Consider the following 14,501-nt stretch of genomic DNA (forward strand, 5'->3'; position numbering starts at 1 on the left):
GAATTATTAACGAGTCAACCTTTTTTAGGACAACTCAATATTTGTAATTAGTTTTTAATATTTTCGTTATAAACTAAAATTTCAGACTTTGATTTATCGGTTTTTCCTTTTATTTACTTTTTTGAGCTTAAATATATTTAATGCTCAGATTTTCACATGGAAAAACCCTAATTTACCTGCTCAAGATTCCCTAAAAACAGACTCTATTGTTTCAAAAAAATTTAATAGCGAGTTTTTTAAAAAAGATACCGCCCATTTTGTCTGGAAAGAAAAGAAAATTCTCTATGATGAATCGGTTCTCGTAAAGAAGAATTCTCGTTCCCAAATTTTAGGCGATTTAAATACCAAAGGTTCCATCATTCGTGGAATTACTTTTGGCAATAACCAAGGGCAATCGGTGCAATCTTCTATGGATATGCAAATTGCAGGAAAACTCAGCAAAGATGTTTCTATCCTCGCCAGTATTTCAGACCATAACTTGCCCATTCAAGCGGATGGTTATACGCAGACTTTGCAGGAATTTGATAAAATTTATCTCCAACTCAATATTAAAGACAAAAGCATTCTAAAAGCGGGACATCTCGATTTACAAGACGACCAAACGTATTTTGGAAGATACCAAAGACGAAGCATGGGCTTGCAATTTCAGACGAATTTTGGGAAAAACAACAAAACTTTTCTAGATTTCTCGGCGGGAGTTGCCAGAAGTGAATTTCACAGAATCCGCTTTCAAGGTGTGGAAGGAAATCAAGGTCCCTATCGTTTGAACGGAAAAAATGGAGAAAATTTCATCACGATTTTGAGCGGTTCTGAACAGGTTTTTATTGATGGAATTTTGATGAAACGTGGCGAAAACCAAGATTACACCATCAATTACAACACGGGAGAAATCACGTTCACAAGTTTTAGACCGATTTTTAAACAGAATTTCATCACTATTTCCTACAATTACACCAACCGAAATTACAACCGTTTTATCGTCACTTCTTCGGTGAAACATCAAGCCGAAAAACTGAAACTTTCTTTCGACGCTTTCTTGGAAAATGATAACAAAAATGCTCCTCTTTCTCTAAATTTATCCAAAGAAGATGAGCAAATTCTAGCCAATGCGGGAAACAATCAAGATTTAATGTACGCTCCTTCCGCTGTGATTACAGAATACGATGTGAACAAAATTTTGTACAAATTAGTCCAAAATCCACAAGGAAATTACTATGAATTTTCTACTGACAAAGCGGAAACTTTGTACAACGTTTCTTTCACCTATTTTGGTGCAGGTTTGGGAGATTACCAACTGAAACAATCTACCAACAATGGAAGAGTTTTTGAATTTGTAGGTGCTGGAAACGGCGATTATTCTGCGCTTAGAAAGTTGCCTTCTCCGCAAAAATCTCAAGTATTCTCTACTTCGGCAGAATATACTTTTGAAAAAGGAAAAATTGGCGGAGATTTCTCATTAAGCAATTATGATGTCAATCTATTTTCCTCAAAAAACAACGACCAAAATACAGGTTTTGCAGGAAGAATTTTCGGGAATAAAATCTTTACCAAAAACAATTGGCAAGGAACTGTTGGCGCAGAATTTCAGAGAATTTCTTCGCAGTTTCATATTTTAGATAGAATAAATGACGTGGAATTTTCGAGAGATTTTAATTTAACTCAAGAATTCAATCAAATTACTCAAAATAGATTGATTTTCAGTTTTTTAAATCAGTGGAAAAATTCTAATTTTATCAATTACAAACTGAATTATCTCAATGAAAAACAAAGCTATAACGGCATAAAAAATGATTTAGATTTTAAATTCCTAAAGAAAAACACAGAAACCAAAGGAAATGTTTCTTACTTAAATACTACTTCAGATTTTCAAGACACCCAATTTGCAAGAGGAAATGTTTCTACTGAATTTTTGGGCAAAAAAGGAAGTTGGAGTTTTGGTGGAAGTTTCGAGCATAATGTGAAGAATTTTAACCAAACTAAAACTTTAGACGTGACGAGTTTTTCTTGGAAAGAAGTTTTTGTTCAAAAAAGAATTGGCGATAGTTTAAGAACCAAATTATTGGCAAAATCTTATTTCAGAACCAATGATTCTGTTCGAGATAATTCTTTGAAAAAAATGAATAATATTCTCGGCTTAATGCTCGAAAGTCAATTGATTAGAACCGAAAAAACACAACTTTCCACACTCGTTCATTACCGAAAATTTTTCTACGAAAATGAATTAAAAACGCAGTTTAATTCAGATTTTGTGATTGGAAACATACAGTATAATCAACAATTTTTCAAAAACGGAATGCGTTTACAAGCGTTTTATGAACTCGGAAACGGACAAGAAGCGCAGCGAGAATTTCAGTATCTGAAAGTAACAGACGGACAAGGAATTTACAAATGGACGGATTATAACGGCGACGGAATTCAGCAGTTAGACGAGTTTGAAATTGCAGAATATTCGGATTTGGCGCAATACATCAGAGTTTACACAAATACGGTAAAATACACACCTTCCAACAAAAATAAGTTGCAACTTTCGCTTTCGGTGAATCCTTACATTGTTTTTAATTCAGACAATCAGTTTTTAAGACGTTGGAATTTTAACATTTCACTCAATGTCCAAAATTCGTTTTACAAAGAAGACCGAATTTTAGAATTTAATCCATTTAAAACCGAAAATAATCAAATTTTAAAAAATCAGAATTTGCTATTCTCTGTACTTTTCAACCCAACCGAAAAATCTGGCTGGAACGGAAATTACCGTTTTATCGACAATCAAAATTTGGTCAATGCCAATTTCAGCATCGAAAAGAAAAATACGCAAACTCATTTGGTCAATTTTGGATATTGGTTTAATAAAAACTTGCGTGCAGATTGGGAAAATCAGTTGCAGAATTACCAATCTTCATCACAATTATTTAACACAAGAGACTATAAATTAAACATTTACGAAACCAAACCCAAATTGGTTTACAAACTTTCGGAAAGCATACAAACCGAAGTTTCTACTGCTTATAAAATCAAGGACAGAAAAGACGGCGAAGAATTCTTAAAAACTTTCGATTTAACCGGAACTTTACAATGGGAAAAACAGAAAACTTCTATCCGTGGAAATTTCAGTTTCATCAATAATGATTTCACGGGAAATGCTTTCAGCATTGTAGGAAATCAAATGCTTGACGGATTAAAACCTGGCAAAAACCAAGTTTGGAGCGTTATTTTGCAACAAGCATTAAACTCATTCCTTCAACTCAACGTGAATTACGAAGGCAGAAATTCTGGCGAAAGAACGATTCATATTGGAAGTGTGCAAGTGAGAGCTTCGTTTTAACATTATGCAATCAGCTCTCTGCTTTCAGCTATCAGCAAAGAGCAGAAAGCAAATTGCAGAAAGCCGAAAGCTTTTTATATCTTTGCAAAATGGTAAAAATAGGCAACATAGAACTTCCTGATTTTCCGTTTTTATTGGCACCAATGGAAGACGTGAGTGATCCTCCTTTCCGTAGATTGTGCAAATTACACGGCGCAGATTTAATGTATTCAGAATTTATTTCTTCTGAAGGCTTGATTCGTGATGCGATGAAATCTAGGAAAAAACTCGATATTTTTGATTACGAAAGACCTGTAGGAATTCAGATTTTTGGTGGAGACGAAGAAGCGATGGCAATGTCTGCCAAAATTGTAGAAACCGTAAATCCTGATATTGTAGACATCAATTTCGGTTGTCCAGTGAAAAAAGTAGTTTCCAAAGGAGCTGGAGCTGGTGTTTTGAAAGATGTAGATTTGATGGTTCGATTGACGAAAGCCGTGGTAAATTCTACACATCTTCCCGTTACTGTAAAAACGAGGTTAGGTTGGGATGTGGAAACCATTAATATTGAAGAAGTATCACTCAGATTACAAGATGCAGGAATTAAAGCATTGACCATTCACGCTAGAACTAGAAGCCAAATGTATAAAGGTGAAGCAGATTGGGAATATATTTCTAAAATCAAACAAAATCCGAACATAGAAATTCCGATTTTTGGAAATGGTGATATTGATTCTCCTGAAAAAGCTTTAGAATACAGACAAAAATATGCTTGTGACGGAATGATGATTGGTAGAGCTGCGATTGGTTATCCTTGGATTTTTAATGAAATTAAACATTTCTTTGAAACGGGAGAAAAATTACCAGAACCTACCATTTCAGACCGACTTCTTGCTGTAAAACAACACGCAGAATGGAGTGCAGAATGGAAAGGCGAAAGATTGGGATTGATAGAAATGAGACAACATTACAGCAATTATTTCCGTGGAATTTCACATTTTAAAGAATTCAAATCCAAGTTTTTACAGGTTTTAAGTTTGGAAGAATTTTATCAATTACTTGAAGAAACGGAAGCGTTTTATAAAAACAAAATTGAAATCTAATAAATTAATTTCAATCCTTCAAGGATTTAAAATCCTTGAAGGATTATTTATATAACTATGAAAATCATCTCTTACAACGTCAACGGAATTCGCGCTGCTTTTACCAAAGATTTTATCGGTTGGTTGCAAGTGGCAAATCCTGATATTATTTGTATCCAAGAATCTAAAGCTGGAAATGACCAAATAGACATCGAAAGTCTAGAAAAGGTAGGTTACAAAAGTTATTGGCATTCTGCAGTGAGAAAAGGTTATTCTGGAGTAGGAATTGCGAGCAAAATAGAACCAAAACACGTAGAATACGGTTGCGGAATAGAACATTACGATAACGAAGGCAGAATTATAAGAGCAGATTTCGAAGATTTTTCGGTGCTTTCCGTGTATGTTCCGAGTGCTTCTAATATTGAGCGATTAGACTTTAAACTTCAGTTTGCCGATGATTTTCTAGAATATATTAAAAAATTACAGAAAGAAATCCCAAATTTGGTGATTTGTGGCGATTTCAATATCTGTCATGAAGAAATAGACATTCACAATCCGAAAGGTTTAAAAAATACTTCAGGATTTTTGCCTGTTGAAAGAGAATGGATGACAAAATTCCTAAAAGAATGTAATTTGATTGATAGTTTCCGCTATTTGCATCCAGATAAGCAAGAATTTTCTTGGTGGAGTTACAGACAAAATTCTAGAGCGAAAAACTTAGGTTGGAGATTAGACTACCATTTCATCACAAAATCCCTTGAAAACCAATTAGAAAGAGCCTTAATTTTAAAAGAAGCTGTACACAGTGATCATTGTCCAGTATATATTGAACTAAAAGATTAAAAATAGATCTTTTTATAAACAAAAAAACCACCTTTTCAGGTGGTTTTAATCGTTAATCGACAATTTCATATTCTATAGGAATAGTTCCAGAACTATGATCACCAATTTCTTTAAAAGCAGCTTTTGTCATATCAAAAGCTCTAGTTCTATGAAATGGACCTCTGTCATTAATTCTAACTACAACAGATTTTCCTGTTCTTAAGTTAGTAATTTTTACTTGCGTTCCAAATGGTAATCTCATATTCGCAGCAGTTAGTTTTGAATTATCAAAAACTTCACCGCTTGCGGTTTTTCTACCGTTAAATTTATCGTGGTAGAACGATGCAAAACTTGTTTTGGCATCATTGGTATTATATTTGAATGAATATAAACCAAGAGTTGAAATCATCATTATGATTACGAGAATTGCTCTTTTCATCATTTTGAATATTTTTTGTGGGTTTTACAGGTGCAAATTTATCATGAACCTCTTTTAGCACACAACCAATTTGTTAAATTTTCTTAATTTTATGTTAAAATTTTGTTAAACAACACTCTCAACCACCTATTCATGGGAAATAACAGAAAATGTTAAAAAATATGTTAAAATTGTTAACATTATTAACTATTTAATGCATTGTTTTTTGTTAATTCAAAAACATTATCAACAAAAACAATTGAATAAAATCAAAAAAATCATCAATTAATTGATGATTTTCTATTTTTAATTACATTAATTTAAATTTAACTTAATGTAAATTTTATGGTTTTCCGTAAAGAAATAAGAAATATTATTCTGCAATTTCACCATATAAATCGAACTCTTCTGCGGAAGTAATTTTAATATTTACAAATTCACCAATTGAAATATAAGTGTCTTTAGCTTCCACTAAAACCGTGTTATCCACATCTGGAGAATCATATTCCGTTCTTCCCACGAAATAATTTCCTTCTTTTCTATCAAAAATACATCTGAAAGTTTTTCCGATTTTTTCTTGATTTTTCTCCCAAGAAATCTGAGACTGTAATTCCATAATTTCTTCTACTCTAGCTTGTTTCACTTCTTCTGGCACATCATCTTCTAATACAAAAGCGGTTGTATTTTCTTCGTGAGAATAGGTAAAACAACCCAATCTATCGAAACGTTGTGTACGAACCCAATCTTTTAATTCTTGGAACTTTTCTTCAGTTTCACCAGGGAAACCAACGATTAGCGTAGTTCTGATAGCCATATCTGGAACTTTCTCACGGAATTTATCCAATAAAGCATTGGTTTTTTCATAAGTAGTTCCACGCTTCATGGCTTTCAGAATTTCTGTATTGATGTGCTGAAGCGGAATATCTATATAATTACAAATTTTAGGCTCTGATTTAATCAATTCTAATACATCTTCTGGAAAACCTGAAGGAAATGCATAATGCAAACGAATCCATTCTATGCCTTCTACTTTTACCAATTCCTTTAATAAATCTCCTAATGCTCTTTTCTTATATAAATCTAAACCATAATAGGTAAGGTCTTGAGCAATTAAAATCAATTCTTTAACGCCAGATTTTGCTAGTTTTTGTGCTTCTATGACTAGGTTTTCAATTGGAGTAGAAACATTACCACCTCTCATCAAAGGAATGGCACAAAATGCACAAGGTCTATCACAACCTTCAGCGATTTTAAGGTAGGCATAGTGTTTTGGAGTAGTCGTTAAACGTTCTCCTACTAATTCATGTTTATAGTCTGCACCAAGATGTTTTAATAAAATCGGTAAGTCTCTAGTCCCGAAATATTGGTCTACATCTGGAATTTCTCTGATTAAATCTGGCTTATATCTCTCTGAAAGACAACCCGTAACAAAGACTTTCTCTACTTCTCCCCTATTCTTAGCTTCTACAAAATCTAAAATAGTATTGATGGATTCTTCTTTGGCATTATCGATAAAACCGCATGTGTTAATCACTACGATATCTCCACGTTGTTCGTGTACTACTTCTTTGCCGTTTGCTTTGAGTTGTCCCATTAAGACTTCTGAGTCGTAGATGTTTTTTGAACAGCCTAGCGTTACGATGTTAATTTTCTTTTTGCCTACAGATTTTGTTCTCATGTATGATAATTGATGGATGGTAAGTATTGAATTATTTAAGCTTGCAAATTTATGAAATTAAAAAGGAACTTTAGGTAAGAGTTTTATTGAGGTAAAATATGCCTATTCATTTCATGCACTTTTCATGCACTATCTATGCTTTATCTATGGAGTATCTATGGATTTGAAGTGATGATGTGTCGTCCTAAAATAACTATACAGGTTATTTAATAAATCCTATTTTAGTTATACAAATATAATTCTTAATCCTAAATTTACTATACCATTGTTTTTTCATCATTAAATTTTCTATTGTATTTTTTCCATCTTTTCTTTAATTGTTCAGATTTTAGATGGGCTTGATGAGGGGTTAAATAATCACAACTTGCATGAGGCCTGAGTTGGTTATATGACAAAATGCTTGCATTCACCTGTCTCTTCGTTTGTTCAAAACCTAATGCGCTTGTATAAAGATTAAATTCTTTCTTTATAATGCCATTTACTCTTTCTGCTAATGCGTTTTCATAAGGATTACCATTTTCTGTCATACTGATGGCAATATTATTTTTTAATAATAAATCTACATAATTCTGGGAACAGTATTGCGAACCTCTATCGGAATGATGTATGAGAGGATGATGATACAATCGATTATGAAGTGCCATTTTCAATGCATCAATACATCCTTCTGCCGATAGGTCTTGACGAAAACTATAACCCATAATTTTTCGAGAATAGGCATCGGTAATTAAACTCAAATAGCCCCATTGATGGGTTAATCGGATATAGGTAATATCACTTACCCATACTTGTTCTGGCCGATTTATGACCATTCCTTTGATGAGATTACTGTATTTTCGCATCCAATGTCTTGAATCTGTTGTTATGACTTTACGTTTCCGTTTTCTAATCAACAATTGATGCGCTGCCAATAAATCAAATAAATAGTCTCTGCCAAAACTGATGGCATGAGATTTTAGTTGATTTTGAAGCATATAGTGTAGTTTACGGGTCCCTACTTGTGGCAGATCCCGACGAATAGTACGAACCTCTTGAAGGATTATGTCTTCTTTTATCAGACTGTTTTCTTTTCGCCAAAGCGCATCGTAATAGGCATGTCTTGTTTTGCCAAACAATCTACACAAGAACCCTATTCCCAATTTAGGATAGAATTCTTTCATTGTTATGACTGCTTGGCACCAGACTTTTTTCTAATATCTATTTTGAGCTGTTCTTCGGCTACATCAATAAGCGTATTGAGGGCTTTAATTTTAAGCTCCGCTTCTTTTAATGCTTTCTCCAAAGACTCTTTTTCTGGTTCTTTCCTAGGTGTGGTTTTATTTCCCATTATAGAACTATTTCCAATACAAAGTTCGACTTTTTCTGATTTGTACTGTGTTATCCAATTACGAATTACTTTGTCTGTCTTTATGTTATAGGCTATCTTGGCTTCTTGTATCGTTAATAGACCTTGTTCTATCGCTGTAACTATTGTACGTTTTTCTAGTCCTGTGTACGTTCGACGTTTCAAATTTTCTAGGTAGTTAGGCGAACCAAAATCTCGCATCCAACTATCTAAGGTGGATTGGCCTAAATTATAGAGCCGAATCGCCTCCTTTCTCGGTAATCCTGATTCTACCTCTTGAACAATTTGTTTTTTTAATCGTTTGTCGTAATGACTCTGTTTACTCTCGCGAGCTAAAAATCTCTCTTCTTTTGATTGCATATACTCTATTTTTGTGTATAGCTATTTCAGGACAAGACAATAGGTGATGTAGTGATTTGGAAATTTGAAAATGAGAAAATTGATAATAAGTGATTTTGGATAAAAAAAAGAACCGAATATTCGGTTCTGTATTTTTTAGTAAGCTCCTGTTTTTTTGTAGATGTAATATTTGGAATATATGTAGATGATAAAGGTAGGCAGAATTAAATACAACACACCTTCCCAGAAGTTGAGTCCGAACTTTATTACACAAGCGTTAATCAATAACTGAACTCCTCCATATAAAGTAGCCACCAAAAGATGTGACCATTTCATTTGGTTGACCAACAACTGATATAAATGATGACGGTGTGCTTCGAAAATATTTTCCTTTAGTTTTATTCTTTGAAGAATGGTTGAAATTACTTCTATTCCATACACTGCGATGAATAATAAATACGTGAAATCTTTGGTTTTTACCATCAACAATCCTAATAAAGCTAAAACCCAAAATGCAATGCTCATGCTTCCTACATCTCCAGCGAAACATTTGGCTCTTTTCCTAAAATTGAAAAATAAAAACACCAAACTTGCCAAAATCGGGTAGATAATAAAATGAGCATCCGTGAACGCTATCCCATATTGATTAATGTAATAAAACGTGAGCAACATGACCAAACTGTACACTCCCGTAATTCCATTGATGCCATCCATAAAATTATAGGCATTCAGTACTCCTATTACAAAGACATAAACCAAAGGAATGAACCAAATGGATGCAGAGGTGAATAATCCAAGAAAATAAATCAGCAAGGTTACGGCTACAAAATGAAATAATAATCTCAATTTGCTCGATAAATCTAAAATGTCATCTAAAAAACTAATGGTAGATAAGGCTAATAATCCTAATCCAAAACTCCAATAATCTTCCGGTAAAAAGTAATCTTTTCTGTACGCAACACTCACCACAAAATAAAGCACAAATGCAATCGGAAAAATAATTCCACCTCCACGAAGTGTAATCTGCGTATGAGAACTTCTGTGATTAGGTTTGTCAATAATATTATACTTATCTGCTATTCTAAAATAAAGCAGTTCTAAGACCAACAATATAAACGTTACTATGATGAACTCCATAAATTATTTAAAACTTTTAATCGTTTTTTCTAACCCTTCACTTGCAGAAACAGGCAATTGGTCTATTCCTAAAGCATTTTTTATTTTCTGATTGCTTACCCAATAATTTTCGGTCAACTTTTTTAGTCTTTCTGAGTTTAAAGGTAATTTCATCACATCTCCCATTTTGGCAGTTGCCGAAATGAGTTTTGAAGAAATTTTCCATAATTTTTCCTTTTTCCCCGAAGTATTGGCAATGAGTTTTACCAATTCATTGGTAGAAAGTACCTCATCATCTGCAAAATTGTAAATCCCTGAACCTACGTTCTTATTAGAAAGCATTTCTAAAATTAAGAAATTAAGATTATCAATGCTTAAAAATGAACGTTTATTTTCAAAAGCTGCTAATGGATAAGGAATACCTTTTTGTACAAATTTATACAAAAGATTTAAGTTTCCTTTATTTCCTGGTCCGTGAATCATACAAGGACGAATGATGAAGAGTCTTTTATTTTCTGGTAATTTTTGGCTTAATAAAAATTCTTCGGCTTCCAATTTGGATTTTCCGTAAGGTGTTTGTGGATTAGATTTATGGTTTTCGTCTAAGAAACCTTCTACTGTGTCTGCAGTGGCTTTTACGCTGCTGAAATAGATAAAATCTTGTGCTGTAGTATTTAGAAATTCTTTAAATAATTTTTTGGTGAGTTCTGTATTGATTTCAAAATATTCTTTTTCAGCAGAAGTGTTTTTGGTATCGTGTGCTTTTCCAGCCAAGTGAATAATGGCTTCTGCATTTTGGTCTAGTTCCCAAGCTTTTCTTAGAGATAATGGCGAAATATGATGTCCTTTTTCTTTCAAAAATTTTGAAAGATTTTTTCCTACAAATCCTGTTGCTCCTGTTATTATTATATTCATTTATGTTCTTTTGAAAAGTTTAGGCTCTTTTATTCTTTTGCTGATGTTTTTATTTCTTGCTGATTTTTTTTCTCTCGCTGATTACGCAGATTATGCGGATTTTTTCTCGCTAATTTTCGCAAATTTTATGCGCTGATTCTCGCGGATCTTTTTCTTTATGTTTTTAATTCTTGCGGATTTTATTTTTTTCTCGCAGATTTTCGCGAAATAATCTTTATGCTTTATTTTTTTTTCTCGCTGATTACGCAGATTACGCGGATCTTTTTCTTTATGTTTTTAATTCTTGCGGATTTTATTTTTTTCTCGCAGATTTTCGCGAAATAATCTTTATGCTTTATTTTTTTTATCTCGCAGATTACGCAGATTACGCGGATTTTTTTCTTGCGGTTTTTATTTTTTATTGCAAATTATGTGCGGGTTTTATTGGTTTTTAGCGTTTAAAATATTTTCTAAATTGGTGATGCATTCGCTCATTCTGAAGTTTTCTTCGTAGAATTTTCTTGCGTTTTGTCCGAGTTTCTCTAATTCTTCTTTTGGCAACTCAGATGCTTTGAGAATGGTTTCTGCTAAAGCTTTGTAATCACCAGCATTTACCGCAAATCCGCTTTCTGACTCTTTGATGTTTTCGGCACCTTCTCCATTCAGCATCGCCACAATAGGTTTTGAAGCACTCATGTAAGCCTGCACTTTTGCTGGAACGGTAAGGTTAAAAATGGGGTCGTCTTTCAGTGTTACGAGCATGACTTCCGCTTTATTGAAGAAACTTGCCATCGCTTCTACAGGAAATCTTCCTGCAAGGTGAACGGTTTCCTGCAATTGATTTTCTTCTATAAATTCTTTTACAAAAGGCATCTTTCTTCCGTCACCCACTAACACAAATTTAATTTTTTTATGTTGTTTCAGCTCTAAAGCCGCCTTCATTATATTGTCTAAATCCTGCGCTTCTCCAATATTTCCTGCAAACATAACTTTGAAACCATCTGGAAGTGTGGGAATAGGATAGTTTTTATCTCCTTCGGAAATAGAATCTTCTGCCCAATTCGGGAAATAAACTATTTTACTGTCAAAATCGCCTTTTTCATTGATTGACTTTCTAAAACCTTTTGAGGTGATGAGTATTTTTTCTGAATTTTTGTAGAAATTTTTCACCACAGATTCATAGTAACCTAATACCATTTTGTTTTTTACTCCTCCCGCAATGGAAAGGCTTTCTGGCCATAAATCCATTACCCAAAAATAAACAGGTGTTTTCCATAATTTTTTGAGCAAAAGAGCTGGATAAAACTGTGTAATTGGTGATGGTTCATGTACAATTACCGCATCATACGTATTGCTTATTCCTAAGAAAAAAGCTTTTATAGAAGCAAAAAATGCAAAACTGTAGTAATTTAAAAACAAACGGATTCCACCGCCATTTCCTCTCGGCAAAAGCAGTGAACGAATGATTTTCACCCCATTAATATTTTGTTTACGGTTTTTAAAAAAACCATAGCTTTCATAGATTTTCCCTTCCGGATAATTGGGAATTCCTGTGAGTACCGTTACTTCGTGACCACGTTTTTGCAATTCAAAAGCGAGATCTGTACTTTTGAAGGTTTCGGGATAAAAATATTGGGTAACTAATAAAATCTTCATCTTTATTTTTTACTCCACACTACTCTGTTTACATAATCGGTATAGCTCAAGATAATTCTCACCATTTTTTCAGAAACATTCGGCATCGAATAGTCTGCTACTTGGCGGAAATTTCTGTGCATTCCAAATTTTTGTGTCTTTAACTGCTCTAAACCTTGCATGATTCTTTCTGGCGAAAGTCCAACCATCATTACGCTGGCTTCTTCCATTGCTTCTGGTCTTTCATGCGCTTCTCTGATATTTAACGCTCTGAAATTCAGAATAGAAGATTCTTCAGAAATCGTTCCTGAATCTGATAACACGGCATAACTTCTCATTTGTAATGCATTATAATCATGGAATCCTAGCGGTTTTAAAAACTGAATTTCTGGTCTTACCGAAATTTGTTTTTTGTCTATCATATTTCTGGTTCTCGGGTGTGTAGAAACGATGATGGGATAGCCAAATTTTTCGGCAATAGTATTTAAACTCTCGATTAATCCGTTGAAATTCTTTTCAGAATTGATGTTTTCTTCACGGTGAGAAGACACCACGAAATATTTTCCTTCTTCTAAATTTAATCTTGACAAAACATCAGATTTTTCAATTTCTGGAAGGTAATGATTCAGTACTTCAAACATTGGCGAACCAGTTTTAATAATTCTGTCTGCTGGAAGGCCTTCTCTTAGCAAGTATTCTCTTGCAATATCAGAATAAGTCAAATTAATATCTGCGGTGTGGTCTACAATTTTACGATTGGTTTCTTCTGGCACTCTTTGGTCAAAACAACGGTTTCCTGCTTCCATGTGGAAAATAGGAATCTGACGTTTCTTCGCAGGAATGGCACACAAACAAGAATTGGTATCTCCTAATACCAAGAATGCGTCTGGTTGAATGTATTCCAGAAGTGGGTCTATTTTAATCAAAATATTTCCTACAGTTTCTGTTGCAGTTTTTCCAGCAGCTTCTAAGAAATAATCTGGCTTACGAAGTCCTAAATCTTCAAAAAATATTTGATTGAGTTCGTAATCATAGTTTTGTCCGGTGTGAACTATGGTGTGTTCTATTGCGTCTGATTGGTCTAATGCTTTAAGAACCATAGATAATCTGATGATTTCTGGTCTGGTTCCTACCACGGTCATTACTTTTAACTTTTTCATTATAAATGATTTACAATTCTTATTATATTTTCATTAATTTCAGAAGTATTAAAATTTACTAATAGTCCTAATTTCACTTCTGATAGTTTAAGATAGGTTAATAATTGTTTGTAATGTAATTCTGCGAGATGTTCTACTGATTTTACTTCTACAATTACTTTATTTTCTACAAAAATATCAATTCTAAAGCCAACTTCCATTTTTAATTCTTCATAAATGAATGGCAATCCTAATTGAGACTTTACATTTAACCCTATTTTTCTTAGTTCATAAACAAGAGCGGTTTCATAAACTGATTCTAATAATCCTGGACCAATATTGTTATATACTTTATATATGGCGCCTCTTATGAGATAAGATATTTCGTTTTCGGTCATGGTTATAGTTTTTTATGTTTTTTATTTTTGCGGATTTCATTTCTCGCAGATTCTCGCGGATTTTATTCGCTGATTCTCGCGGATGGTTTTTATGTTTTTATTTTTTTGCGGATTTTATTTGTTGCTGATGTTTATTTTATTTCTCGCTGATTTTTGCGGATTTCATTTCTCGCTGATTCTCGCAAATTTTATCCGCTGATTTTCGCGGATTTTATTTCTCGCGGATGGTTTTTTATGTTTTCAATACCTGTTGTGCATTTAGGAATTAAGAAAGAAAAAGATTGTCCATTTGATTAAAAAATCGTATATTTAGTTGATTACCAAGTCATTAAAT

12 protein-coding genes are annotated in these 14,501 nt (G+C 33.3%); 3 read left to right on the forward strand and 9 right to left on the reverse strand.

The annotated features are described in order from the left end of the window. The first annotated feature begins 121 nt into the window (after nucleotides 1–121). From EB819_RS08275 to EB819_RS08285, 3 genes are all read left to right on the forward strand, one after another. Nucleotides 122–3,322, forward strand: a complete 3,201-nt coding sequence (locus EB819_RS08275; protein ID WP_394337957.1) for a DUF8818 domain-containing protein — start codon at nucleotides 122–124, stop codon at nucleotides 3,320–3,322. An 89-nt stretch (nucleotides 3,323–3,411) separates the two neighbouring features. Further along, nucleotides 3,412–4,404 (forward strand): tRNA dihydrouridine synthase DusB, encoded by a 993-nt coding sequence (gene dusB, locus EB819_RS08280; protein WP_069798534.1) that lies wholly within the window; start codon nucleotides 3,412–3,414, stop codon nucleotides 4,402–4,404. A gap of 57 nt (nucleotides 4,405–4,461) precedes the next feature. Continuing rightward, entirely contained in the window at nucleotides 4,462–5,226 is a 765-nt protein-coding gene (locus tag EB819_RS08285; protein ID WP_069798532.1) for an exodeoxyribonuclease III, read from the forward strand. Nucleotides 5,227–5,278: 52 nt separating this feature from the next. Here EB819_RS08285 and EB819_RS08290 read toward each other — a convergent pair whose 3' ends face one another. The 9 genes from EB819_RS08290 to EB819_RS08330 form a co-directional block, all read right to left on the reverse strand. Beyond that, nucleotides 5,279–5,647, reverse strand: a complete 369-nt coding sequence (locus tag EB819_RS08290) for a septal ring lytic transglycosylase RlpA family protein (protein ID WP_069798530.1) — start codon at nucleotides 5,645–5,647, stop codon at nucleotides 5,279–5,281. Between the two features lie 349 nt (nucleotides 5,648–5,996). Then, on the reverse strand, nucleotides 5,997–7,301 hold the full coding sequence (rimO, locus tag EB819_RS08295) for a 30S ribosomal protein S12 methylthiotransferase RimO (RefSeq protein WP_069798528.1): 1,305 nt from the start codon (nucleotides 7,299–7,301) through the stop codon (nucleotides 5,997–5,999). Nucleotides 7,302–7,558: 257 nt separating this feature from the next. Next, the gene (locus EB819_RS08300) at nucleotides 7,559–8,461 is read right to left on the reverse strand and encodes an IS3 family transposase (RefSeq protein ID WP_124878731.1); all 903 of its coding nucleotides are present in this window, start codon (nucleotides 8,459–8,461) and stop codon (nucleotides 7,559–7,561) included. Nucleotides 8,462–8,463: 2 nt separating this feature from the next. Further along, complete coding sequence (locus EB819_RS08305) at nucleotides 8,464–9,006, reverse strand: helix-turn-helix domain-containing protein (RefSeq protein WP_083250170.1); 543 nt, start codon at nucleotides 9,004–9,006, stop codon at nucleotides 8,464–8,466. 135 nt (nucleotides 9,007–9,141) lie between these two features. After that, nucleotides 9,142–10,122, reverse strand: a complete 981-nt coding sequence (locus EB819_RS08310; RefSeq protein ID WP_069798748.1) for an MraY family glycosyltransferase — start codon at nucleotides 10,120–10,122, stop codon at nucleotides 9,142–9,144. A 3-nt stretch (nucleotides 10,123–10,125) separates the two neighbouring features. Continuing rightward, a complete protein-coding gene (locus EB819_RS08315; protein WP_069798750.1) occupies nucleotides 10,126–11,016 on the reverse strand; it encodes an NAD-dependent epimerase/dehydratase family protein in 891 nt (296 codons plus the stop codon). A 420-nt stretch (nucleotides 11,017–11,436) separates the two neighbouring features. Continuing rightward, nucleotides 11,437–12,651: a glycosyltransferase family 4 protein gene (locus EB819_RS08320; RefSeq protein WP_069798754.1), complete on the reverse strand. Its 1,215-nt coding sequence runs from the start codon at nucleotides 12,649–12,651 to the stop codon at nucleotides 11,437–11,439. A gap of 2 nt (nucleotides 12,652–12,653) precedes the next feature. After that, nucleotides 12,654–13,790, reverse strand: coding sequence for a non-hydrolyzing UDP-N-acetylglucosamine 2-epimerase (gene wecB / locus EB819_RS08325; RefSeq protein WP_069798755.1), 1,137 nt, complete (start codon nucleotides 13,788–13,790; stop codon nucleotides 12,654–12,656). Beyond that, complete coding sequence (locus EB819_RS08330; protein ID WP_069798757.1) at nucleotides 13,790–14,167, reverse strand: GxxExxY protein; 378 nt, start codon at nucleotides 14,165–14,167, stop codon at nucleotides 13,790–13,792. The genes wecB and EB819_RS08330 overlap by 1 nt, the downstream gene beginning before the upstream one ends. Between the last annotated feature and the right edge of the window lie 334 nt (nucleotides 14,168–14,501).

Origin of the sequence: Cloacibacterium normanense, assembly GCF_003860565.1 — a bacterium.
GTDB lineage: Bacteria > Bacteroidota > Bacteroidia > Flavobacteriales > Weeksellaceae > Cloacibacterium > Cloacibacterium normanense.